Genomic DNA, 22,366 nt, shown 5'->3' on the forward strand with positions numbered 1-22,366 from the left:
CTGCACAACGACCCGGCAACCGGCGTGATGCGTCACGCAGATGCGGGCTACGACATCGCCATCGACTGTGCAAACGAGCAGGGCCTGAACCTGCCGATGATCAACGGCTGACCCACGGGCACGAACCCTGTGGGGGCGGGCTTGCTCGCGATGCAGACGCCTCGGTGCTTCAGGCGATACGAGGCGATTCAATTGCAGGCAGGCCCGGCGACACAGTACGGGCTTGTTTGCGGATATTCAGAGGGTGTGAGCATGAGCAACAATCCGTTTACCCAGCAACTGCAAGGCGTTCGTGTACTGGACATCAGTCGCGTACTGGCCGGGCCACATTGCACCGCGATGCTTGCTGACCTGGGGGCCGATGTCATCAAGTTTGAAGTGCCCGAGGAGGGCGATGATGCCCGTCATCTGGGGCCGTTCCTGGACGGTGAAAGTGTCTACTTCGGCTTGATAAACCGCGGCAAGCGAAGCGTTGAGATCGATTTTAAAAACCCTGCGGACCGTCAGCGCTTCTATGAACTGGTAGCCGATGCCGATGTAGTGGTGGAGAACTTCCGCCCCGGTGTCACTCAGCGCCTGGGTATCGATTTCGATAGTCTCAAGCAGCACAACCCGCGCCTGATCTACGCCAGTATTTCCGGCTTTGGCCAGGAAGGCCCGCTGTCCAGGCGTCCAGCCTACGACATCGTGGCGCAGGCCATGTCCGGCCTGATGAGTGTCACCGGCTTTGCCGCCACCGGCCCGACTCGCAGCGGTGAGGCCATCGGTGATCTGTGCGCTGGCGTCTATGCCGCCTGGGCAATCAGCTCGGCACTGTTTGCCCGCGAACGGCATGCGCCGGGGGCGCAGTACATCGATGTGGCCATGTTTGACGTGTTGTTCAGCCTGCAAATGACGGGCTTGTCCAACCTTTACGCCAACGGTGTGGCTCCGGGGCTGGTCGGTAATCGGCATCCGGTTTCGACGCCCTTTGACACCTACCGTGCAGCGGATGGCCTGGTGGTGATTGCAGTGGCGAGCAATCGTCTGTTTGAGCGTTTGTGCCAGAGCATGGGGCAGCCGGAACTGGCGACGGATGCGCGCTTCATCAATGACACCCAGCGCACCCTGAACGAGCCTGCGCTACGGGCCGCCATTGAAGCCTGGACCACACAACACAGCGTCGAGCAGTTATGCGATGGCTTGCTCGATGCCGGTGTGCCGTCTTCCCCGGTATGGGATCTGGCCGAAGCAGCAGGCAGTGAGCACGCCCGTGTTCGCCAGTTGCAGTTCCAGCCGGAGGGCGCAGCGCTGCCGCTGGTGCCGCAACCGGTTTTCTTCAACGGCCACAAACCCCACGCGACCACCATTGCCCCGCGTTTGGGAGCAGACAACGCCCTATTTGGCTTGAACAAAGCAGGAGTACAACCATGAACTTCGAAATGACTGCAGAAGAGTTGGCCGTGGTCGAAAGTGCCGAGCAAGTGGCCCGTGAAGTGATTCAACCGCTGGCCCAGCACTACGACGAAACGGAGTCGTTCTGTCTGGCGAGCATCAGGGCCCTGGGGGATTTGGGCTGCATGGGGATCAACCTGCCAGAAGAGTATGGCGGCCTGGGCATCGGCAGTCTTGCCATGAGTCGTGTGGTGGAAGCGGTGGCGGGTGCCTGTGCCTCCACCGCATCGGCCATGACCGCGCACTTTTTGGCCACTGACTCGATCCTGCTTGGCGGCACAGAAGAGCAAAAGCAGGAGTGGCTGCCACGGGCGGCCAGTGGCGAATTGCTCGGAGCCTTCGCCCTGACCGAACCGGCGGCGGGCTCCAATCCGGCCGACATGCGTAGCCGCGCAGTGCGGGAAGAGGGCGGCTGGCGTGTGCGCGGCAGCAAGCACTACATCACCAACGCCAAGGAAGCGGACTTTATCGTGCTCTACGTCAAGACTGACGCAGACGCCGGTCACAAGGGCATAAGCGCATTTATGGTGCCCCGTGGAACAGCGGGTATCAGCTTCTCCAGCCCGGAAAAAACCATGGGCCTGCGTGGCAGTACCATCTATGAGCTGTCCCTCGATTGCTGGCTGCCGGAGTCGGCGCTGCTGGGTGTTGAGGGTCAGGGTTTCAACACGGCAATGGCGGTGCTGGATCGCGGGCGGGTGGAAGTCGCGGCCATGTCGCTCGGCATTGCCAATGCTGCACTGCAAGCCAGCCTGAGCTGGGTGCGTGAACGTCAGATCGGTCCCAAGCCGCTGGCGGCCTATCAAGGCACGCAATGGCGGCTGGCAGACATGTACGCACAGCTTGAAAGTGCGCGCATGCTGACCATGAAAGCTGCCGCCCGGCGTGACAGCGGCGAGCGCTTCAGCCTGGACTCGGCCACCGCCAAGCTGGTGGCCGCCGAATGTGCGGGGTTTATCACCGATGCCGCGCTGCAATTGCACGGCGGTTATGGCTACAGCCGGGACTTGCCGCTGGAGCGCTATGTGCGTGACGCGCGAATCCTGCGGATTTTCGAAGGCACTTCCGAAGTGCAGAAAATCATCATCTCCCGTGCCTTGCTCGACGCCGCCAGATAGTCGGTCTGTGGCAGGTTCGGATTGGAGCCTGCCCGCTGTTGCAAGGATGCACTGAGGTTCGGTCAAGGATTGGAAAAGTCTTTCCCAAAACAACACGGCGCACCTTGGGTGCCAGCCTGAAGGAACTGCTTATGTCCACGCACAACCAGGATTCACCACGGGCCTCGCTGGTCGAACAGCGTTCTATTGATTACATCCCTGAATCGGAGCGCCACGGCCGCCTGTTCAGTCAATTCACCCTGTGGTTCGGGGCCAACCTGCAAGTGACCGCGATTGTCACCGGGGCCCTGGCCGTGGTGCTGGGCGGCGATGTGTTCTGGTCGTTGATCGGCCTTTTGATCGGGCAGGTGCTGGGCGGCACCATCATGGCGTTGCACGCTGCACAGGGCCCGAAACTGGGGTTGCCGCAGATGATTTCCAGCCGCGTGCAATTCGGCGTCTACGGCGCCGTGATCCCGATTGTGCTGGTGTGCCTGATGTATGTGGGCTTTTCAGCCAGCGGTTCGGTGCTGGCCGGGCAGGCCGTGGGGCAGTTGGTCGGGGTGAGCGATTCGTGGGGCATCTTGATTTTTGCTGCGCTGATCGTACTGCTGACCGTTCTGGGGTATCGCACCATTCACATGATCGGCCGCGTGGCGAGCGTGGTCGGGGTGCTGGCGTTTTTCTACCTGTTCTACACCTTGATTTCACAAAACGACATTGGCCTGCTGCTCAGCAATAAACACTTTTCGCTGAGCAGTTTTCTCCTGGCCATTTCGTTGTCCGCATCCTGGCAGATCGCCTTTGGACCATATGTTGCGGACTACTCGCGTTACTTGCCTGCCAACACCTCTTCGTTGAAAACCTTTCTGGCGGTGGGGCTTGGCTCTGTGGTCGGCTCGCAAATCTCGATGGTTTTCGGTGTGTTTGTGGCGGCGCTGGCGGGAAGCCAATTTGCCGGACATGAGGTGTCGTACATCGTCGGCATGGGGGCGAGCGGGGTGATGGCGGCGGTGCTGTATTTCTGCGTGGTGTTCGGCAAGGTGACCATCACCACGCTCAATGCCTACGGCAGTTTCATGTCGTTGGCGACTATTGTCAGCGGTTTTCGCGGTAATCACGACATATCCAAACCCCTGCGCCTGTTTTACATCCTGCTGATGGTGGGTTTTGCCACCGCACTGGCGCTGCTGGGGCAGCATTCGTTTCTCAAGGATTTCTCGGCATTTATCCTGTTTTTGCTGGCGTTTTTCACCCCGTGGAGCGCGATCAACCTGGTGGACTTCTACCTGATCAGCAAAGAGCGGTACGACGTGCCGGCCTTGTCTAACCCGAATGGCCGATACGGGCGCTGGAACCTGCGCGGTATTCTGGTCTACGCCTTTGGGGTGGTGGTTCAATTGCCGTTCATTGCGACCAGCTTCTACACCGGGCCTCTGGTGGAGCAACTGGGCGGGACTGATATCTCGTGGATCATCGGCCTGACGCTGCCTGCGCTGGTGTATTACCTCGTGGCGCGCAAGTCGGTGCAGTCGTTGCCGGATCAACTGATTTTGCCCGTCGAGCCCGCAACGGTTTAAGGGCTATCCAATCAACACAGGTGCGCAGTGCTGTTTGTTGTCGGCACTGCCCCTGTAGCCATAGAGGAAGAAACTATGAAGGTGCTGGCCTGTATCAAGCGCGTGGTCGATTACAACGTTAAAGTGCGCGTCAAAGCGGACAACTCCGGCGTTGACCTCGCCAACGTCAAGATGTCGATGAACCCCTTCTGCGAAATCGCTGTGGAAGAAGCCGTACGCCTTAAGGAAAAAGGGATTGCGACTGAAATCGTCGTCGTCTCCATCGGCCCGGCCACCGCTCAGGAACAGCTGCGTACCGCGCTGGCACTGGGTGCAGATCGCGCCATTCTCGTCGAGTCCGCCGAAGACCTGACCTCCCTGGCCGTAGCCAAGCTGCTCAAGGCCGTTGTCGACAAGGAACAGCCTCAGCTGGTGATCCTGGGCAAACAGGCCATCGACAGCGACAACAACCAGACCGGCCAGATGCTGGCTGCGCTGACCGGTTTCGGTCAGGGCACTTTCGCTTCCAAAGTCGAAGTGGCAGGTGACAAGGTTGCCGTGACCCGTGAAGTGGATGGCGGCGCGCAAACTGTTTCGCTGAGCTTGCCAGCGATCGTCACCACTGACCTGCGTTTGAACGAGCCGCGTTATGCGTCCTTGCCAAACATTATGAAAGCCAAGAAGAAGCCGCTTGAAGTGCTGACCCCGGACGCGTTGGGTGTTTCCACGGCTTCGACCAACAAAACCCTGAAAGTTGAAGCGCCTGCAGCACGCAGCGCTGGCATCAAGGTCAAGTCGGTGGCTGAACTGGTCGAGAAACTGAAAAACGAAGCGAAGGTGATCTGAGCATGACTGTCCTGATAATCGCAGAGCATGACGGTGCGGGCATTGCATCGGCAACCCTGAATACGGTGGCTGCTGCTGCCAAAATTGGCGGTGATTTGCACGTGTTGGTTGCAGGCCAGGGCATTGGCGCTGTAGCCGAGGCCGCCGCGAAAATCGCTGGCGTGGCTAAAGTGCTGGTCGCCGACAATGCGGCTTACGCCCATCAGTTGCCTGAAAACGTGGCGCCATTGGTTGCTGCTCTTGTTCAAGGGGCAGGGGGTGCTGGCTACAGCCACATCCTGGCGGCTGCCACGTCCAACGGCAAAAACATCCTGCCGCGCGTTGCTGCGCAGTTGGACGTGGATCAGATCTCCGAGATCATTTCGGTCGTCAGCGCTGATACTTTCACGCGTCCGATCTATGCCGGCAATGCCATTGCCACCGTGCAGTCCACTGCGCCGGTAAAAGTGATCACCGTACGTGCGACCGGTTTCGACCCGGTTGCCGCAGAAGGTGGTTCGGCAGCGGTTGAAGTGGTTGCAGCGGTTCACGATGCAGGCACTTCGTCGTTTGTTGGCGAAGTACTGGCCAAGTCGGACCGCCCTGAACTGACCGCTGCCAAGATCGTCGTTTCCGGTGGTCGCGGCATGCAGAACGGTGACAACTTCAAGTATCTGTATTCTCTGGCGGACAAGCTGGGTGCCGGTGTGGGGGCTTCCCGCGCAGCAGTGGACGCAGGTTTTGTGCCTAACGACATGCAGGTCGGCCAGACCGGCAAAATCGTTGCGCCACAGCTGTACATCGCGGTGGGCATTTCCGGCGCGATCCAGCATCTGGCCGGCATGAAAGACTCCAAGGTGATCGTTGCGATCAACAAGGACGAAGAAGCACCGATCTTCCAGGTGGCCGATTACGGCCTGGTAGCGGACTTGTTCGAAGCTGTGCCTGAACTGGAACAGGCAATCTGACCCCAGAGGTGAGAGATGCAAAAAAGCCCCCGGAGATTGTCCGGGGGCTTTTTGGTACAGCAGGGGTTATCAGCTGTAGCTGTTAACTTTGACCAGTGCAGGCTCTGTTTGAGCCTTTTCCCAGGTCAGGGTCAAGGTTTGCAGGATGCGCGCCATGTAGTCGCTATCGGCGGCAGCCTTCTTGCCCACGTAGCCTTGGCCACGGCGGTACATTTTGAGGTGGGCTCGCATCTGTGGACGGTCCTCCTCGAAACTGGTTTCTTCCTTGCACGAAGTCACTGCATCGATACGAACATCACCGGCGTCACTGATCCACAGAATGTGATCGTTCAGCGTGTCTTTCTGGGCGGCGAAGAGTCGAGCCAGCTCGTTAACAGTCGGTTGGTTATTCAGGTTCATAGCTAACTCCTTGACCACTCGTTGATCTGTCTAATTGATTCGCGCAACTGCACCTGCAGCGCTACGTAGTGTCCATCTAAAGCAGATCTGTCTTGAGTTCGTCATATGTAGTCGTAAAACCCGGCACTACATAAAGAGCGTAAAGCGAGGGAGATCAGCGTGAACCAGGATGCCAGGGTGACATGACGCATCAGCCACAAGCTTCTTGAGGACGTTTCGCTAGCCTCTGTCGTCTTTGACGCGGACGATCAAGCCAGGTCAGCTTCATCAATTCTGCCTTGTGGGCAGTACCTATCCCGGAACAGCCCGACAGCTCGTCGGACATGCTTGCAACAACCCTTTCCAGCGCTTCCGGTGGGGAAGACGTCTGCATAATGCTGGGGGAAAATCGTGTCGTCAATACATATGTAGTGATTATTTTCGAGCACTACATATGTGACTGACGGGTCGTTTTTCAGCATGCCGGTCATCCCGTCAAGCCCGGGCACACGCAGCCCGCGCCGCGATGTTTCGCTGGGCGACGGGCTGCCTGGGGTTAGATCAGGTGGGGTGAGCCGGCGCGTTGAAGCGCCTGCAGAATCAAGCTAGAGGCTGCGCACCCGCCCCGGATAATTCATCACAAACTGCACATGGGCCTTTACGCCCGTGGCCAGGGTTTGGTCATCGGCGGTGAAGTAGGGGCTGTGGTTATTCGCCACTTTGCTCATGTCCTGGTCTTCAGGCGTGGCCCCCAGGAAGACGAACAGCCCCGGCACTTTCTCGGCGTAGTACGAGAAGTCTTCGCTGGGCGACAGGGATGCCTCCAGCCGTTGCACCTTGCCGGGCGCTGCGAGTTCAAGCGCCGGGACCATGGCCGCCGTCAGTTGCGGGTCGTTGGTGGTGACCGGCGCATGGTTGACCAGCAACAGGTTGGCTTCGGTCTCATAGGCGCTGGCAATGCCTTGCACCAGCGGCGGCATTTTTTTCAGCAGGGTGTCGCGCACCGCCGCGCTGTTGCTGCGGATGGTACCGGTCATTTCCACGGTCTCTGGAATGATGTTGGCCGCCGAACCTGCATTGACGGTGCCGACGCTGATCACCCCCATCCCCTGGGTCAGGTCGGCGCGCCGGCTGACCAGGGTCTGCAGGCCGTTGATGATGCCTGCACTGGCCACCACGGGGTCAACTCCGCTCCAGGGCGCCGAGCCGTGGGTCTGCTTGCCCTTGACGATGATGCGAAAGCCGTCGCTGCTGTTGAGTACGGTACCGGCCTTGTAATACAGGTGGCCGGTGGGATAACCCGCCATCACGTGCACGCCGAAGATGGCTTCGACCTTGGGCGAGTCCAGTGCACCGTCGCGGATCATGGCCTGGGCGCCAATCAAGGCATCGGACTCGAACTCGTCCACGTCCGCCGCGCCTTCTTCTGCGGGCTGGAACAGAAATACGACCGTGCCCGCGACCTGATCACGGTGTTCGGCCAGTACTCGGGCTGCGCCCACCAGCATGGCGGTATGGGTGTCATGGCCGCAGGCGTGCATGACCGGAACGGTTTTGCCCAGGCGGGTACCGGTGGCCGTGCTGGCGTACGGCAGGCCGGTCATCTCCTTGACAGGCAGTGCGTCCATGTCGGCGCGCAGGGCCATCACCGGGCCGGGGAGTCCGCCCTTGAGCACGGCCACCACCCCCGTCTTGCCCACTTGGGTGCGCACCTGCAAACCCAGGCTCTTGAGCTGTTCGGCGACCAATGCAGCGGTCTTGAACTCCTGATTGCCCATTTCGGGGTTCTGGTGAAGGGTATGGCGCAGCGAGATGACCTGGGCGTTGACCGAATCGACGGCGGGATCGACCCAGCTCAGGTCCGCGGCCTGGCTGGCGGTGGCAGTCAGTGCGCTCAATAGCGCGAGGTACAGAGGGGCAGGGCGTAGACGGGCAAGCATTGAGCTTCTCTTGTTTGTTGTTTTTGGGCCGCACAGGTTATGTCGTCACCCATCGGAGTGGTTCGACCGGCTGGCTAAAACCGTTCGATTATCGAACATTGGCCAAGGGTCCAATTGATCTGCACCCATGAGCGGGCCTACTCTGGCGTACGTGACACCCATAAAAATGACAACACCGAGTACCTTGCCGATGGATAGCCGCCTGCTGAGTGAACGCAGTAGCGTGTTCCGACACGCAGACCCCCATGCCGTATCCGATTACGTGAACCTGCATGTGGGTCAGCACTGTATTGGCCTTTCCAGAACCACACGCCCCCTGGCGAGCCTCAATCACCGAAAATTCGCCGAACTTGACCTGTGCCGCATCAGTTACGGCGGCAGTGTCCGCGTGACGTCACCTGCGCTGGAGACCATCTTCCACCTGCAGGTCCTGTTGAGCGGCAATTGCCTGTGGCGTGGCCCGACCCGTGAGCACCATCTGGTGCCGGGCGAGCTGTTGCTGATCAATCCCGACGACCCGGTCGACCTGACGTACTCCCAGGATTGCGAAAAATTCATCCTTAAAATACCGGCCAGCTTGCTTGAATCGGTGTGTGACGATCAGCGCTGGCGGCGACCTGCGGGTGGTGTGCGCTTTATGCGCAATCACTATAGGCTCGATGAGCTGGAAGGCTTTCTCGGCTTGCTGGGCATGGTATGCCAGGAGTCCGAGGCCAGCGACCCGCTGCTGCGGGTGCAGGAGCACTACACGCAGATTATCGGCAGCAAGTTGCTGACGCTGATGCAGACCAACATCAGCCGTGAAAACCTGGCCTCTGCCAGTGCCAGTATCGAGCGCATCCTCGACTACATCGAACGCAACCTGAAGCAGGACCTGAGCGGTGAAGACCTGGCCGCACAGGCGCACATGAGTCCGCGCTCGCTCTACACCCTGTTTGAACGCCAGTTGGGCTTTACCCCCCTGCAATACATCCGCCAGCGCAAGCTCGAGCGTATCCACGCCTGCCTGAACGACCCGAGCTGCACGGTACGCAGCCTCACGGAACTGGCGCTCGATTACGGCTTTATGCACTTGGGCCGTTTTTCCGAAAGCTACCGTTTGCAGTTTGGCGAGCTGCCTTCGAGCACCTTCAAGCGCCGGCATTGCGTCGCCCTGTAGATACTCTGTTGCCAGCCGGCCTGTTCAGAGAAATGTGCTTCGCTAAAAAGGTCGGCCTGTAGGCCGCCTCGGCGGGCAGTTGATCTTGTTTTTGCACTGGTTTTTGATCTGCCTGCCCTTCGGGAGGCCGGAGCGAGGGCCGTACGCCAGGGCAAGGCCTTTTTGGTTCCTTTTGTGGCTGTTTGACAAAAGGGACTCGCCGTAAGGGCGAAACCATCGTTTCAGTTAACCGCGAATGCTGGATATGTACCTCGTGTGCCAGTTGTTTTGCGATGCGCCCGCAGCGATGCCGAGTACATATCCATTCGATGTGTCACGACTTTCTACGGGTTCCGCCCTTACGGCGGGTCACTTTTTCCAGACGCCGAAAAAGTAACCAAAAAGGCTTGCCCTACCATACGGCCGCCTCGCCCAGGCTCGGTGGTTCCCTCACTCCGGCACTGTCATGGAGGCACGCCGCGACGGGCCATCCATGGCCCATCGCGGCTGGCGCGGCGTCCTGCCGCGCCACCCCCATAACAGCACCTGCGTTCGGCCTTCTGTGATGGGCATTCGCGTCGTCTGGACATACGTGTGGCTCTAGCAAAAGCAAAATGCATCGCAGACGCCACAGAGCCTTGCACAAAACGTTTTAGCGCCAACAAACAAGTCGCTGACGAGGAACGAAGGCTGCGATCGGCATGATCGCGGTGCATCTGAAGCATCGGATTGAATGGTTTTGCGGTCGCTGCGTGCCCGATCGCAGCCTCGCGGAGCTCGTCAGCGGCTACGTAGTGACAGAGCTCTGCGCACTAATCGGATAACGATCCGCAGTAAACGGATATTGCTTCTCGAATCGACTCCCTAACCTGACCGGGCCTGAACAATAACAACGGAGGCCCTGGCCATGTCCCTGGGAATCGATTACTTGAATGCCATGCTTGAAGAAGACAAGGACAAGGGCGTCTACCGCTGCAAGCGCGAGATGTTTACCGACCCTGATCTCTTCGAACTTGAAATGACCCACATCTTCGAGGGCAACTGGATCTACCTCGCCCACGAGAGCCAGATCCCCAACGTTAACGACTTTCTGACCACCACCATTGGGCGCCAGCCGATTTTTATCGCGCGCAACAAGGCCGGTGAGCTCAACGCTTTCCTCAATGCCTGCAGCCATCGCGGCGCCATGCTGTGCCGGCACAAGACCGGCAATCGTGCCAGCTACACCTGCCCGTTCCACGGCTGGACCTTCAACAACAGCGGCAAGCTGCTCAAGGTCAAGGACCCGAGCGCGGCCGGCTACCCCGAAGGTTTCAACTGCGAAGGTTCCCACGACCTGACCAAAGTTGCCCGTTTCGAGTCCTATCGCGGCTTTCTGTTTGGCAGTCTCAACCCTGACGTCAAATCCCTGGCCGAACACCTGGGTGAGTCGGCCAAGATCATCGACATGATCGTCGACCAGTCCGCCGATGGCCTGGAAGTACTGCGCGGCGCCAGTTCCTATATCTACGAAGGCAACTGGAAACTCGCCGCTGAAAACGGCGCCGATGGCTACCACGTCAGCTCCGTGCACTGGAACTACGCCGCCACGCAAAACCAGCGCACCCTGCGTGAAGCCGGTGAAGAAATCAAAACCATGAGCGCCGGTAGCTGGGCCAAGAGCGGTGGCGGTTTCTACTCGTTCGACCACGGCCATTTGCTGCTCTGGACCCGCTGGGCCAACCCCCAGGATCGCCCGGCCTACGAGCGCCGCGACGAGCTGTCACGGGACTTCGGCCAGGCCCGCGCCGACTGGATGATCGATAACTCGCGCAACCTGTGCCTGTATCCCAACGTCTACCTGATGGATCAGTTCAGCTCGCAAATCCGCATCGCCAGGCCCATCTCGGTCGACAAGACCGAGATCACCATTTACTGCATCGCCCCCAAGGGCGAAAGCAGTGAAGCGCGCACCAAGCGTATTCGCCAGTACGAAGATTTCTTCAACGTCAGCGGCATGGCCACCCCGGATGACCTGGAAGAGTTCCGCTCCTGCCAGACCGGTTACGGCGCAGGTCGCGGCTGGAACGATATGTCTCGCGGTGCCGAGCACTGGGTCGAAGGTGCCGATGCCGGTGCCCGTGAAATCGACCTCAAGCCCTTGCTGTCCGGCGTTCGTACCGAAGATGAAGGCCTGTTTGTGCTGCAACACAAGTACTGGCAGGAAACCATGCTCAAGGCTACGGCGTGCGAGCCTGGGCTGATCCCCGTGGAGGCCGTGCAATGAACAGCCTCTATGGAATGGTGTGCGAATTTCTGTATCGCGAAGCGCGTTACCTGGACGACGGCCAGTGGGATCAATGGCTGGAACTGTACGCCGCCGATGCGAGTTTCTGGATGCCGTGCTGGGACGACAACGACACCCTGACCGAAGACCCGCAAAGCGAAATTTCGCTGATCTGGTACGGCAGCCGTGGCGGCCTGGAAGACCGGGTGTTCCGGATCAAGACCGAGCGCTCCAGTGCGACCATGCCCGACACCCGCACCTCCCACAACCTGAGCAATATCGAGATCGTCGACGAGGCCGACGGGCTGTGCCAAGTGCGCTTCAACTGGCACACCCTGAGCTTTCGCTACAAGACCACTGACAGCTACTTCGGCACCAGCTTTTACACCCTCGACCTGCGCGGCCCCCAGCCGCTGATCAAGGCCAAGAAAGTAGTGCTCAAGAACGACTACGTGCGTCAGGTCATCGACATCTACCACATCTGATCAACGCTGTGATGCGTGCCTGAAGGTGCCTGCGGGCACCTGCGGCCCGGCATCGCCTGCGAGGTACATTATGAGCTTTCAAATTGCGCTCAATTTCGAAGACGGCGTTACCCGTTTTATCGAAGCCAACAGCCAGGAAACCGTCGCCGATGCGGCTTACCGCCAGGGCATCAATATCCCGCTGGACTGCCGCGACGGTGCCTGCGGTACCTGCAAGTGCTTTGCCGAAGCCGGGCGCTACGAGCTGGGCGACGACTATATCGAAGACGCGCTGAGTGAAGATGAAGTCGAGCAGGGCTACGTGCTGACCTGCCAGATGCGTGCTGCCAGCGACTGCGTATTGCGTGTGCCCGCTTCTTCGACAGTGTGCAAGACCCAGCAGGCCAGTTTTGAAGCGAGCATCAGCGATGTGCGCCAGCTGTCCGAGAGCACCATTGCGCTGTCGATCAAGGGCGAGTCCCTGAGCAGTCTGGCCTTCTTGCCGGGTCAATACGTCAACTTGAATGTACCGGGCAGCGACCAGTCGCGGGCTTACTCCTTCAGCACGCTGCAAAAGGATGGCGAGGTCAGTTTCCTGATTCGCAATGTGCCCGGCGGATTGATGAGCAGCTTCTTGACCGGGATTGCCAAGGCGGGCGACAGCATGACCCTGGCCGGGCCGCTGGGCAGCTTCTATTTGCGCCAGATCCAGCGCCCGCTGTTGCTGCTGGCCGGAGGCACGGGGCTGGCACCGTTTACCGCAATGCTGGAAAAAATCGCCGAGCAGGGCAGCCCGCACCCGGTGCATCTGATCTATGGCGTGAGCAACGACTTTGATCTGGTTGAAATGGACCGCCTGCAGGCCCTGAGCGCCCGCATTGCCAACTTCAGCTTCAGTGCCTGCGTGGCCAACCCGCAGAGTCAGCATCCGCTCAAGGGCTACGTCACCCAGCATATCGAGCCATGCCATCTGAACCAGGGCGATGTCGACGTGTACCTGTGCGGCCCGCCGCCGATGGTGGAGGCAGTCAACCTCTACATCCGTGAGCAAGGCATTACACCGGCCAATTTCTACTACGAAAAATTCGCCGCGGCCGCTTGATTCCTTTTTAACCGAGGTTGCCATGAACAACAGATTCGACAACAAGGTCGTGCTGGTTACCGGCGCAGCCCAAGGCATCGGACGCCGTGTGTGTGAACGCTTGCTGGCCGAAGGCGCGCAGGTCATTGCGGTGGATCGTTCTGAACTGGTTTTCGAGCTGCAGGGCGAGGGCGTGCTCACCCTGACGGCCGACCTTGAACAGTACACCGACTGCGCTCGGGTGATGGCTGAGGCGGTAAAAACCTTTGGCCGTCTCGATGTGCTGATCAATAACGTGGGCGGCACCATCTGGGCCAAGCCGTTCGAGCACTATCAGGTCGAAGAAATCGAGGCTGAAGTGCGCCGCTCGTTGTTCCCCACCCTGTGGTGCTGCCATGCGGCGCTGCCCTACATGCTGGAACAGGGCCGTGGCGCAATCGTCAATGTGTCTTCAATCGCCACCCGCAGTGTCAACCGCGTGCCTTACGGCGCGGCCAAGGGCGGAGTGAATGCACTGACTGCCTGCCTGGCGTTCGAGAACGCCGGGCGCGGCATTCGGGTGAATGCCACCGCACCGGGGGGGACCGAGGCACCGCCGCGACGTATTGCGCGCAATGACGCCGAGCAAACCCCGGACGAGAAAGTCTGGTACCAGCAAATCGTCGACCAGACCCTGGACAGCAGTTTGATGAAACGCTACGCCAGCCTCGATGAGCAGGTCGGCGCGATCCTGTTTCTGGCCAGCGACGAAGCCTCCTATATCACCGGCGTAACCCTGCCGGTCGGCGGCGGCGACCTCGGCTGAAGGGCCGGTATCAAGTACCTGACGGGAAGACTGAAATGAACCAAGTCCTGATTGAAAGCCTGACGACCCTGATCGTCGACCTGCCCACCATCCGCCCGCACACGCTGGCGATGCATACCATGCGCAAGCAGACCCTGGTGATCCTGCGCCTGCGTTGCAGCGACGGCATCGAAGGTATCGGCGAAGCCACCACCATCGGCGGCCTGGCCTACGGGTACGAGAGCCCGGAAAGCATCAAGGCCAACATTGATGCGCACCTCGCGCCAATGCTGGTGGGCAAGCCTGCGGACAATATCAATGCCGCCATGCAGACCCTGGACAAGATTGCCAAAGGCAATACGTTTGCCAAGTCCGGGATCGAAAGCGCGTTGCTGGACGCTCAGGGCAAGCGCCTGGGGCTGCCGGTCAGCGAGCTGCTGGGCGGTCGGGTACGTGACAGCCTGGAAGTGGCCTGGACCCTGGCCAGTGGCGACACCGCCCGGGATATCGCCGAAGCCGAGCAGATGCTGGATGTGCGCCGTCACCGGATCTTCAAGCTCAAGATTGGGGCCAACCCGCTGGAGCAAGACCTCAAGCATGTGCTCGCCATTAAAAAGGCCTTGGGCGACCGGGCCAGCGTGCGCGTCGACGTCAACCAGTACTGGGACGAATCCCAGGCCATCCGGGGCTGCCAGGTGCTGGGTGACAACGGTATCGACCTGATTGAACAGCCGATTTCACGGGTCAACCGCTCGGGCCAGGTGCGCCTGAACCAGCGCAGTCCGGCGCCGATCATGGCCGACGAGTCCATCGAAAGTGTCGAAGACGCCTTTAGCCTTGCGGCAGACGGCGCGGCCAGCGTATTCGCCCTCAAGATCGCCAAAAACGGCGGCCCTCGCGCCGTGCTGCGTACTGCGCACATCGCCGAAGCTGCGGGTATCGCCCTGTACGGCGGCACCATGCTTGAAGGTTCGGTGGGCACGCTGGCATCAGCCCATGCGTTCCTCACCCTCAAGCAACTGACCTGGGGCACAGAACTGTTCGGGCCGTTGCTTTTGACCGAAGACATCGTGACCGAGGCGCCCCAGTACCGGGATTTTGAGCTGCACATTCCGCGTACCCCGGGTCTGGGCCTGATGCTGGACGAAGAACGCCTGGCGCGCTTCAGCCGCTGACACTTGTCCTTTCCAAACCCGCAGTAATGATTTTCAAGGAGCCCCCCCATGCTTTTCCACGTAAAAATGACCGTGAACCTGCCACTCGACATGGACCCGGCCAAGGCCGCGACGCTCAAGGCCGACGAAAAGGAACTGGCCCAGCGCCTGCAACAGGAAGGCAAGTGGCGCCACCTGTGGCGCATTGCCGGGCACTACGCCAACTACAGCGTATTTGACGTGGCCAGCGTCGAGGCCTTGCACGACACGCTGCTGCAATTGCCGCTCTTCCCCTACATGGATATCGAGATCGAAGGGCTCTGCCGCCACCCGTCCTCGATCCATGACGACGACCGCTAACCCTTTCATTCCCTCGCACAAGAACAAGATAAGGTGAGCCCCATGACCGTGAAAATATCCCACACTGACGGTATCCAGAGCTTCTTCAAAGAAGCCGCCGGCTTTGGCAGCGACAATGGCAGTCCGCGTCTCAAAAGCATCATCCTGCGAGTGCTGCAGGACAGCGCAAAAATCATCGAAGACCTTGAAATCACCGAGGACGAATTCTGGAAGTCCGTGGACTACCTCAACCGTCTGGGCGGCCGCTCGGAAGCCGGTCTGTTGGTAGCAGGCCTGGGCATCGAGCACTTTATCGACCTGTTGCAGGACGCCAAGGATGAGCAGGCCGGTCAGGTCGGCGGCACGCCTCGCACCATCGAAGGCCCGCTGTACGTGGCCGGTGCGCCGCTGTCCGAAGGGCACGCGCGGATGGACGACGGCAGTGAAGAGGGTGTCGCCACTGTGATGTTCCTCGAAGGCCAGGTGTTCGACGCCCAGGGCAAGCCGCTGGCTGGCGCCACGGTCGACCTGTGGCACGCCAACACCAAGGGCACCTATTCGTTTTTCGACCAGAGCCAGTCTGAGTACAACCTGCGTCGGCGCATCATCACGGATGCCGAAGGTCGCTATCGCGCCCGCAGTATCGTGCCATCGGGCTACGGCTGCGATCCACAGGGGCCGACCCAGGAATGCCTGGATCTGCTGGGGCGCCACGGCCAGCGTCCGGCCCATGTGCACTTCTTTATCTCGGCCCCCGGCCATCGGCACCTGACGACCCAGATCAACCTGTCGGGCGACAAGTACCTGTGGGACGACTTTGCCTATGCCACCCGTGAAGGTCTGGTGGGTGAAGTGCAGTTTCGCGACGATGGCGCCCGTGATGTGACGGGGCGATATGCCGAACTTGCCTTCGACTTCCAGCTGCAGCAGGCCGCCGCCCCGGCAGCCGAGTTGCGCAGCCATCGCCCGCGGGCGTTGCAGGAAAACTGTTCGTCCAGCAACAGTTGAGCAACACCCAGGCGTGAATCCGGGCACTCCGGAGGCGGGTAATCCCCCCGGACGAGCCCTGAATCCGGGCCCGCAAGGTGAATCGATACAGCGGCATGGTCTGTGCAATGTTCCTGAAAAAACACTTCAGGAACCACACCCATGCCTGCAACCGCTTCGAACAAACCGCTCATTCGTCGTAGCCGACTCTGGCAAGCCCTGACCCTGGCCGTCGTCAGTACAGGGCTTGCGACACTGGTCAGCGCCGATGACAGCGATGTCCCTTCGCTGGCCGGCAAACGCATCGCCATCAGCATGACGGGCACCAGTCATTATTTCGATGTGAAAGCCTTTGAAGCGCAGGTCGAGGAGGTCAAGCGCCTTGGCGGCACGCCGATCACCCTGGATGCCGGGCGCAATGATAAAAATCTGGTGACGCAACTGCAGACGGTGGTGACGCAAAAGCCGGATGCCGTGATCCAGACCCTGGGCACCCTGAGTGTGATTGACCCGTGGCTCAAGCGCATCAGCAAAGCCGGTATACCGCTGTTCACCATCGACGCACCCTCGCAATACAGCCTCAACAACACCACTTCGGACAATGTCGCCACGGGTAAAAACCTGGCCGGGCAACTGGTGGCAGACAGCGGTGGCAAGGGCAATATTCTGGTGTTCAACGGCTTCTATGGCGTGCCGGTGTGCGCGATCCGTTATGACCAGCTCAAGCTGGCCCTCAAGGATCATCCTGAACTCAACATCATCGACCCCGAACTGCGGGATGTGATCCCCAACACCGTGCAGGATGCCTACAGCCAGGTCAGCGCGCTGCTCAACAAATACCCCAAGGGCAGCGTCACCGCGATCTGGTCCGCCTGGGATATTCCCCAACTGGGCGCCAGCAAGGCGCTGGTGGACGCCGGGCGCACGGAGATCAAAACCTATGGTGTCGACGGCACGCCTGAAGTGCTTGAGCTGCTTAAGCGCGAGGACTCACCGGTGGGCGCAGTGGTGGCCCAGCAACCGGCACTGATCGGTAAAACCGCCGTGCAGAATGTGGCGCGCTATCTGGCCGGGCAGCATGACTTGCCCAAGGAAACCCAGGTGCCGACGTTGCTCACTACCGCGGCCAACCTTGAGCAGGTGCAACGTCTGCGAGGCGATCAGTGATTCCCCCCGCGCTGCATCTGCAGGGTATCGCCAAGCGCTTCGGGCCTACCCAGGCGCTGGACGGCGTAGACCTGTGGGTCGAGCGCGGCTCGATTCACGGCCTGGTGGGTGAGAACGGCGCCGGCAAATCGACCCTGATCAAGGTACTGGCTGGCATCCACCGGGCCGACAGCGGCACCCTGGCGATCGACGGGCAGCCCTTTACTGCGTTGAGTCCGCGTCAGGTCGAGGCCTTGGGCGTACATTTCATTCATCAGGAGCGTCTGTTGCCCGCCCGTTTTACCGTGGGTGAAGCGCTGTTCTTTGGTCATGAACTCAGGTGCGGCCCTTTTGTCCGGCGCCGCGCCCAGGACCGTGAGGCGGCACGGCTGTTACGTGAGTACTTTGATCTGGAGTTCCCGGCGGGCGCACTCGTCAGCGAGCTGGACAGTGCGCAGCGTCAGATTCTGCAAATTACCCGGGCCTTGCTGGCCAAGCCCAAAATACTGGTGTTCGACGAACCCAGCGTGTCCCTGGTCAAGCGCGAAGTCGATCAGCTGTTGGCAATCATTCGTCGTTTGCGCGATCAAGGCCTGACGATTGTGTATATCTCTCACTACCTGCAGGAAATCGAAAGCCTGTGCGATCAGGTTACGGTGCTGCGCAATGGTCGGGCCGTGGCGGTGGTCGATCCGCGTACCACCTCGACCACGCAGATTGCCCGGCTGATGGTCAATCGCGACGTCGGCGAGATGTACCCCAAAGATGTGGTCAAGCCGGGTGAGGTGGTGCTTGAACTCAAGGGTTTGGGTTTTGGTTCTGCGTATCACGACATCAATGTGAGCCTGCGCCGGGGCGAGGTGCTGGGGCTGACCGGACTGGTGGGGTCCGGTGCCAAGGAACTGCTTAAAAGCCTGTTCGGCCTGGTGCAGCCCGACCGTGGCAGTGTGCACTTGCAGGGGCGCCTTGTGCGCCTCAAGTCCCCCCGCGACGCCGTTCGCAAAGGCATTGCGCTGGTTCCTGAAGAACGCCGCAGCCACGGGGTAGCGCCGCTGCTGTCAGTGCTTGAAAACCTGACCCTGGCCGGGCTTTCGCGGTTCAGCCGCTGGGGGCTGATGAACCCCGCGGCCGAGGCCCGGGAAAGCGAACGACTGATCGCTGAACTGGGTATCAAGACTGCGGGCCGCGACGCCCCGGTCCGGCAACTGAGTGGCGGCAATCAGCAAAAAGTCGCACTGGGTAAATGGCTGGGTCGCGGCTGCGCGGTGTACCTGCTTGACGAGCCCAGTGTGGGGGTCGACATCGGGGCCAAGGTCGAGATCTATCGCCTGATCGGCCGCCTTGCCCAGCAAGGCGCGGCAGTGCTGGTGCTGTCCTCGGACTTGCCGGAGCTGATGGGTATTACCGACCGGATTCTGGTGATGCACCGTGGGGCCCTGGCCGGTGAGTTCGATGCACGCCAGGTCGACAGCGACCGTTTGCTGGCCTGCGCCACAGGGGCCCGTGAGTTGTCCGCCCCGTGCCTTTCTTTCGAGCGGGAGCCTGAACATGCCTTCGTCTGAAATCCTCGCCCGGCCTTTAGTGCGCAGGCTGGGCCTGCTGGTGCTGCGCCGGGGTTCACTGCTGGCGTTCCTGCTGATTCTGGCGGTGTTCGCGGTCAGCGCGCCCAACTTTCTCAGCCCGGGCAACATTGCCAACGTGTTTGCCCAGTCGGCGATCCTGGGCATCCTCGCCTTTGGCCTCACCTGCGTGGTGATCGGCGGTGGTTCCAACGTTGTTTCGGGCGGTCTCGATCTGTCCCTGGCGGCCAATCTGGGCCTGTGTGCGGCGGTCTACAGCAGCCTGAACAACGCGGGACTGCAGGCCGGGGAGGCTATTGGCCTGACCTTGCTCTGCGGGCTGGCCGTCGGTGCCCTGAACGGTTTTACCGTGGTGGTGCTGCGCCTGCCGCCACTGCTCGCAACCCTGGCGAGCATGAACCTGATTGCCGGGCTGGAGCTGGTACTGACCCAGAACAGCGTGTTGCCCACCGATTCGGCGTTGCTGGACACCCTGGCCAATGGCGAGTGGCTGCAGGTGCCTGCGCTGGCCTGGGTGCTGCTGGGTGTGGCGTTGTTGCTGGGCCTGCTGATTCAGCACAGTCCTTATGGATTGCGTTTGTACGCGGTAGGCGAATACCCCGAGGCGGCACGGGCCGCCGGGTTGGGGGTGGGCCGCTACGTGTTTTCCAGTTACCTGATCGCGGGGCTGTGCGCCGCCATTGCCGCCTTTTGCTCGGCCGCGTATTTCAGCGGCAGCACCACGGGTTCCGGAGAAATGCTGCTCTCGGTCGTGGCCATCGCTTTTCTGGGGGTGGTGTTTTCAAGGCGGCTGGTGGCGAACATCCCCGGCACGTTGTTGGCGACGCTGTTGCTGGGTTTTTTGATTAACGGTTTCCAACTGCTGAACATCGCCAGCTTCTGGGTCAATGGTGTGCAGGGGGTCCTTATTTTAGTGGTGGTGGCCATGTCCAGCGCCTTGCGCACAGAGGAGGGCGGACAATGACCACGCTCGCTGCAACGCCCGTGTCTACGCTGTTTTTATCCCGCGCATTGCGGGGGATCCTGCCGCTATTGATCGTCGTGATCGTTGGGTTTTTCGCGGCGACAGCGCCGGGGTTCTTGACCCTCGGCAACCTGAGCAGCCTGCTGCTGAACAATTTTGTGCTGCTGGCGATAATTGCCATCGGCATGACCTGGGCGGTGGCGGCAGGGGGGATCGACTTGTCGGTGGGCACGGCGCTGGACTTCGCCAGCCTGGCCTTTGTGGTGGTGCTCAATGGCGGTCATGGCCTGGCCATTGCGATACCCGCAGCCTTGCTCGCCGGGGTGCTGGTGGGCGGCTTCAATGCGGGGCTGATCGCAGGTCTTGGCATTACGCCGTTTCTGGCAACCCTGGGTACGTTGTTTATCGGCATCAGCGTTCAGCAATTACTGTCTGAAGGGGGGCAGCCGATCTACATCGCGCAGAGTGTTTTGCCGGGGCTCACCGGTATGACGTGGCTGGGGGTGCCGCTGCCGTTGTGGCTGGTACTGGGCGTGGCGGTGGGGTACGGGGTGATACTGGCCCGAGGGCGACTGGGGCGAGAAATCCTGGCGGTTGGCACCCAGGTGCAACTGGCGCGCTACTCGGGGCTGTCAATCCGCGTGATCAGCCTCAAGGTGTTTATCGCCAGTGCGCTGGCCTGTGCCGTGGCCGGGATTGTGCTCAGTTCCACGGTCAACGCCTACGTGCCGATGTCGGGCAATGCGTTCTTGATCAATGCCATTGGAGCGGTGTTCATGGGCACCACCCTGAGCCGAACCGGGCGCGCCAACATCCCCGGCACGTTGCTGGGGGTGTTGTTCATCAATGTGATTGCCAATGGTCTGTTGCTGATTGGCTGGAACTTCTATTGGCAGCAGGTGGCGACCGGCGCGCTGATTTTGCTGGTGCTGGCGTTCAGTTTCGCCAGCCGCCGCCTGCAGTTGGGGCACTCGTCGTGATCTATCCGGCCTTGAGGCTATTGCCGATCTGCCACACATACAGTGGCTCAGTCCCGTTGACGGCCCAGTCACCGACTATCCGTGCCTTGTATATCCACGGGTTGTGGGAGGCTGCCGTGCGGGCATTGCGCCAATGGCGATCCAGCGCCTTGCTCACACTGACCCCTGAAGCCCCCAGGGCGTTGAACAGATCGCTGGTCGCCCGCAGGATCAACTCCGACACCACGACCTGAGCTTTTGACGTCTCGATTTCGGCATCGATGTTGGCCTGGCGCTCGGCGTCTGTGTCCTGGGCCAGTCGCGCTACATAGGCCCGTTGCAGAGGTTCCGCCGAGCGCAGAGTAGCCGCTTCGGCCGCATACACCTGGGCCGATATCTGCCCGACCACCTGCAGGATCTGGGCGTCGCCACTGGCGGTGTCGGCATTGCCGTGGCTGAACACCCGTTTGCGTTCGCGAACCTCTTGGGCAATATCCCGTTCCACGGCACGGCCAATGCCCGCCAGTACGGCCAGCAGCACCAATTGATAAAACGCCGTCTGGTATTTAAACCGCGTCTCGAAGGGAATCACGTGTTCGGCGCTCAGGGGGACATCCACATACTGCGAGGTGCCGCTGCCGGTGGTGCGCTGCCCGAAGCCGTCCCAATCATCGCTCTGGGTCACGCCGGGGTGACTTGCATGCACCAGCGCAATCACGTCGGCGCCGTTGTCGGAGCGTTGGGCGTACACATCGATCCAGTCGGCAAAGATACTGCCGGTGCTGTAGTACTTGGCCCCGTTGAGCAGGTAGTTCTCACCGTGGGGGGTGATTTTGGTGAGGATTTCCCCCAGTTTGACCGCGCCGACCTCGGTCCAGCCATTGCCTACCAGTTCACCTGCCACAAAGCGTGCGAACCAGGCCCCGCGTAACGGGCCAGGAGGTGCATTGAGGCGGTCTTCGACAAACGCAAAATGGCCGCGCAGTGATTGTGGAATGTTGGAGTCGGCTTCGGCCAGCTCGATCAGCAACTGGAACAATTGACCGATGGACGCACCGGCACCGCCATACTCGACGGGCACTCTGATTGCGCCAAAACCGGCCTGTTTCAACCAGCGAATGGGCTCGTAGGGCAGCTCGCGAGCGTGTTCGCGTTCAACATTGCCGGCGGCGATTTTGCGGAACAAGGGACGAAAGCGATTGGCCAGGGTTTCGTAGTCGGTACCCGCGGACAGAGGTGAAGCGGTCATGGCAGTTCTCCTGAAATGGAAGATTCCTGTCATGGGGGATTGCATGGTTTGTGC

At 60.5% G+C, this 22,366-nt stretch carries 21 protein-coding genes; 18 read left to right on the top strand and 3 right to left on the bottom strand.

What is annotated here, in order from left to right; all coding sequences use genetic code 11:
* The 6 genes from KO536_RS24350 to KO536_RS19720 all read left to right on the top strand — a co-directional run.
* Positions 1–111, top strand: a 111-nt coding sequence (locus tag KO536_RS24350; RefSeq protein ID WP_257623014.1) for a hypothetical protein, incomplete at its 5' end; no start/stop codon positions are given.
* Between the two features lie 141 nt (positions 112–252).
* Complete coding sequence (locus tag KO536_RS19700) at positions 253–1,413, top strand: CaiB/BaiF CoA-transferase family protein (RefSeq protein WP_219262697.1); 1,161 nt, start codon at positions 253–255, stop codon at positions 1,411–1,413.
* Entirely contained in the window at positions 1,410–2,552 is a 1,143-nt protein-coding gene (locus KO536_RS19705) for an acyl-CoA dehydrogenase family protein (RefSeq protein ID WP_219262698.1), read from the top strand. Before KO536_RS19700 ends, KO536_RS19705 begins: the two co-directional genes overlap by 4 nt.
* Positions 2,553–2,683: 131 nt before the next feature.
* Positions 2,684–4,111, top strand: coding sequence for a cytosine permease (locus KO536_RS19710; RefSeq protein ID WP_219262699.1), 1,428 nt, complete (start codon positions 2,684–2,686; stop codon positions 4,109–4,111).
* 75 nt (positions 4,112–4,186) lie between these two features.
* Complete coding sequence (locus KO536_RS19715; protein WP_219262700.1) at positions 4,187–4,936, top strand: electron transfer flavoprotein subunit beta/FixA family protein; 750 nt, start codon at positions 4,187–4,189, stop codon at positions 4,934–4,936.
* A gap of 2 nt (positions 4,937–4,938) precedes the next feature.
* Positions 4,939–5,883: an electron transfer flavoprotein subunit alpha/FixB family protein gene (locus KO536_RS19720; RefSeq protein WP_219262701.1), complete on the top strand. Its 945-nt coding sequence runs from the start codon at positions 4,939–4,941 to the stop codon at positions 5,881–5,883.
* A gap of 69 nt (positions 5,884–5,952) precedes the next feature.
* Here KO536_RS19720 and KO536_RS19725 read toward each other — a convergent pair whose 3' ends face one another.
* Entirely contained in the window at positions 5,953–6,282 is a 330-nt protein-coding gene (locus tag KO536_RS19725) for a hypothetical protein (RefSeq protein WP_219262702.1), read from the bottom strand.
* Positions 6,283–6,866: 584 nt separating this feature from the next.
* Entirely contained in the window at positions 6,867–8,201 is a 1,335-nt protein-coding gene (locus KO536_RS19730; protein ID WP_133078505.1) for an amidohydrolase, read from the bottom strand.
* 190 nt (positions 8,202–8,391) lie between these two features.
* Here KO536_RS19730 and KO536_RS19735 point away from each other — a divergent pair, with 190 nt between their 5' ends.
* The 12 genes from KO536_RS19735 to KO536_RS19790 all read left to right on the top strand — a co-directional run bounded on the left by KO536_RS19735 (position 8,392) and on the right by KO536_RS19790 (position 21,084).
* A complete protein-coding gene (locus tag KO536_RS19735; RefSeq protein ID WP_219262774.1) occupies positions 8,392–9,360 on the top strand; it encodes an AraC family transcriptional regulator in 969 nt (322 codons plus the stop codon).
* A gap of 886 nt (positions 9,361–10,246) precedes the next feature.
* A complete protein-coding gene (gene benA, locus KO536_RS19740) occupies positions 10,247–11,605 on the top strand; it encodes a benzoate 1,2-dioxygenase large subunit (protein WP_133078506.1) in 1,359 nt (452 codons plus the stop codon).
* Positions 11,602–12,090, top strand: coding sequence for a benzoate 1,2-dioxygenase small subunit (gene benB / locus KO536_RS19745; protein WP_133078507.1), 489 nt, complete (start codon positions 11,602–11,604; stop codon positions 12,088–12,090). Before benA ends, benB begins: the two co-directional genes overlap by 4 nt.
* A gap of 70 nt (positions 12,091–12,160) precedes the next feature.
* A complete protein-coding gene (benC, locus tag KO536_RS19750) occupies positions 12,161–13,171 on the top strand; it encodes a benzoate 1,2-dioxygenase electron transfer component BenC (RefSeq protein ID WP_219262703.1) in 1,011 nt (336 codons plus the stop codon).
* A gap of 22 nt (positions 13,172–13,193) precedes the next feature.
* Positions 13,194–13,955: a 1,6-dihydroxycyclohexa-2,4-diene-1-carboxylate dehydrogenase gene (locus KO536_RS19755; RefSeq protein ID WP_133078509.1), complete on the top strand. Its 762-nt coding sequence runs from the start codon at positions 13,194–13,196 to the stop codon at positions 13,953–13,955.
* 35 nt (positions 13,956–13,990) lie between these two features.
* The gene (locus tag KO536_RS19760) at positions 13,991–15,109 is read left to right on the top strand and encodes a muconate cycloisomerase family protein (protein ID WP_219262704.1); all 1,119 of its coding nucleotides are present in this window, start codon (positions 13,991–13,993) and stop codon (positions 15,107–15,109) included.
* A 48-nt stretch (positions 15,110–15,157) separates the two neighbouring features.
* Positions 15,158–15,448, top strand: coding sequence for a muconolactone Delta-isomerase (gene catC / locus KO536_RS19765; protein WP_133078511.1), 291 nt, complete (start codon positions 15,158–15,160; stop codon positions 15,446–15,448).
* Positions 15,449–15,490: 42 nt separating this feature from the next.
* Complete coding sequence (gene catA, locus KO536_RS19770) at positions 15,491–16,435, top strand: catechol 1,2-dioxygenase (RefSeq protein WP_219262705.1); 945 nt, start codon at positions 15,491–15,493, stop codon at positions 16,433–16,435.
* Between the two features lie 141 nt (positions 16,436–16,576).
* Complete coding sequence (locus KO536_RS19775) at positions 16,577–17,581, top strand: sugar ABC transporter substrate-binding protein (protein ID WP_219262706.1); 1,005 nt, start codon at positions 16,577–16,579, stop codon at positions 17,579–17,581.
* A complete protein-coding gene (locus KO536_RS19780; RefSeq protein WP_219262775.1) occupies positions 17,581–19,122 on the top strand; it encodes a sugar ABC transporter ATP-binding protein in 1,542 nt (513 codons plus the stop codon). The genes KO536_RS19775 and KO536_RS19780 overlap by 1 nt, the downstream gene beginning before the upstream one ends.
* Entirely contained in the window at positions 19,109–20,104 is a 996-nt protein-coding gene (locus KO536_RS19785; protein WP_219262707.1) for an ABC transporter permease, read from the top strand. Before KO536_RS19780 ends, KO536_RS19785 begins: the two co-directional genes overlap by 14 nt.
* On the top strand, positions 20,101–21,084 hold the full coding sequence (locus KO536_RS19790) for an ABC transporter permease (RefSeq protein WP_133078515.1): 984 nt from the start codon (positions 20,101–20,103) through the stop codon (positions 21,082–21,084). Before KO536_RS19785 ends, KO536_RS19790 begins: the two co-directional genes overlap by 4 nt.
* Position 21,085: 1 nt before the next feature.
* Here KO536_RS19790 and KO536_RS19795 read toward each other — a convergent pair whose 3' ends face one another.
* Positions 21,086–22,312 (bottom strand): acyl-CoA dehydrogenase family protein, encoded by a 1,227-nt coding sequence (locus KO536_RS19795; RefSeq protein WP_219262708.1) that lies wholly within the window; start codon positions 22,310–22,312, stop codon positions 21,086–21,088.
* Positions 22,313–22,366 lie beyond the last annotated feature (54 nt).

The sequence above is a fragment of the Pseudomonas sp. NKUCC02_KPG genome (assembly GCF_019345465.1).
Classification (GTDB): domain Bacteria; phylum Pseudomonadota; class Gammaproteobacteria; order Pseudomonadales; family Pseudomonadaceae; genus Aquipseudomonas.

What these genes read in the sequence shown, in the direction of transcription:
- KO536_RS19700 (WP_219262697.1), top strand. Translation starts at nt 253, where the DNA reads ATGAGCAACAATCCGTTTACCCAGCAACTGCAAGGCGTTCGTGTACTG.
- KO536_RS19705 (WP_219262698.1), top strand. Translation starts at nt 1,410, where the DNA reads ATGAACTTCGAAATGACTGCAGAAGAGTTGGCCGTGGTCGAAAGTGCC.
- KO536_RS19710 (WP_219262699.1), top strand. Translation starts at nt 2,684, where the DNA reads ATGTCCACGCACAACCAGGATTCACCACGGGCCTCGCTGGTCGAACAG.
- KO536_RS19715 (WP_219262700.1), top strand. Translation starts at nt 4,187, where the DNA reads ATGAAGGTGCTGGCCTGTATCAAGCGCGTGGTCGATTACAACGTTAAA.
- KO536_RS19720 (WP_219262701.1), top strand. Translation starts at nt 4,939, where the DNA reads ATGACTGTCCTGATAATCGCAGAGCATGACGGTGCGGGCATTGCATCG.
- KO536_RS19725 (WP_219262702.1), bottom strand. Translation starts at nt 6,282, where the DNA reads ATGAACCTGAATAACCAACCGACTGTTAACGAGCTGGCTCGACTCTTC.
- KO536_RS19730 (WP_133078505.1), bottom strand. Translation starts at nt 8,201, where the DNA reads ATGCTTGCCCGTCTACGCCCTGCCCCTCTGTACCTCGCGCTATTGAGC.
- KO536_RS19735 (WP_219262774.1), top strand. Translation starts at nt 8,392, where the DNA reads ATGGATAGCCGCCTGCTGAGTGAACGCAGTAGCGTGTTCCGACACGCA.
- benA (WP_133078506.1), top strand. Translation starts at nt 10,247, where the DNA reads ATGTCCCTGGGAATCGATTACTTGAATGCCATGCTTGAAGAAGACAAG.
- benB (WP_133078507.1), top strand. Translation starts at nt 11,602, where the DNA reads ATGAACAGCCTCTATGGAATGGTGTGCGAATTTCTGTATCGCGAAGCG.
- benC (WP_219262703.1), top strand. Translation starts at nt 12,161, where the DNA reads ATGAGCTTTCAAATTGCGCTCAATTTCGAAGACGGCGTTACCCGTTTT.
- KO536_RS19755 (WP_133078509.1), top strand. Translation starts at nt 13,194, where the DNA reads ATGAACAACAGATTCGACAACAAGGTCGTGCTGGTTACCGGCGCAGCC.
- KO536_RS19760 (WP_219262704.1), top strand. Translation starts at nt 13,991, where the DNA reads ATGAACCAAGTCCTGATTGAAAGCCTGACGACCCTGATCGTCGACCTG.
- catC (WP_133078511.1), top strand. Translation starts at nt 15,158, where the DNA reads ATGCTTTTCCACGTAAAAATGACCGTGAACCTGCCACTCGACATGGAC.
- catA (WP_219262705.1), top strand. Translation starts at nt 15,491, where the DNA reads ATGACCGTGAAAATATCCCACACTGACGGTATCCAGAGCTTCTTCAAA.
- KO536_RS19775 (WP_219262706.1), top strand. Translation starts at nt 16,577, where the DNA reads ATGCCTGCAACCGCTTCGAACAAACCGCTCATTCGTCGTAGCCGACTC.
- KO536_RS19785 (WP_219262707.1), top strand. Translation starts at nt 19,109, where the DNA reads ATGCCTTCGTCTGAAATCCTCGCCCGGCCTTTAGTGCGCAGGCTGGGC.
- KO536_RS19790 (WP_133078515.1), top strand. Translation starts at nt 20,101, where the DNA reads ATGACCACGCTCGCTGCAACGCCCGTGTCTACGCTGTTTTTATCCCGC.
- KO536_RS19795 (WP_219262708.1), bottom strand. Translation starts at nt 22,312, where the DNA reads ATGACCGCTTCACCTCTGTCCGCGGGTACCGACTACGAAACCCTGGCC.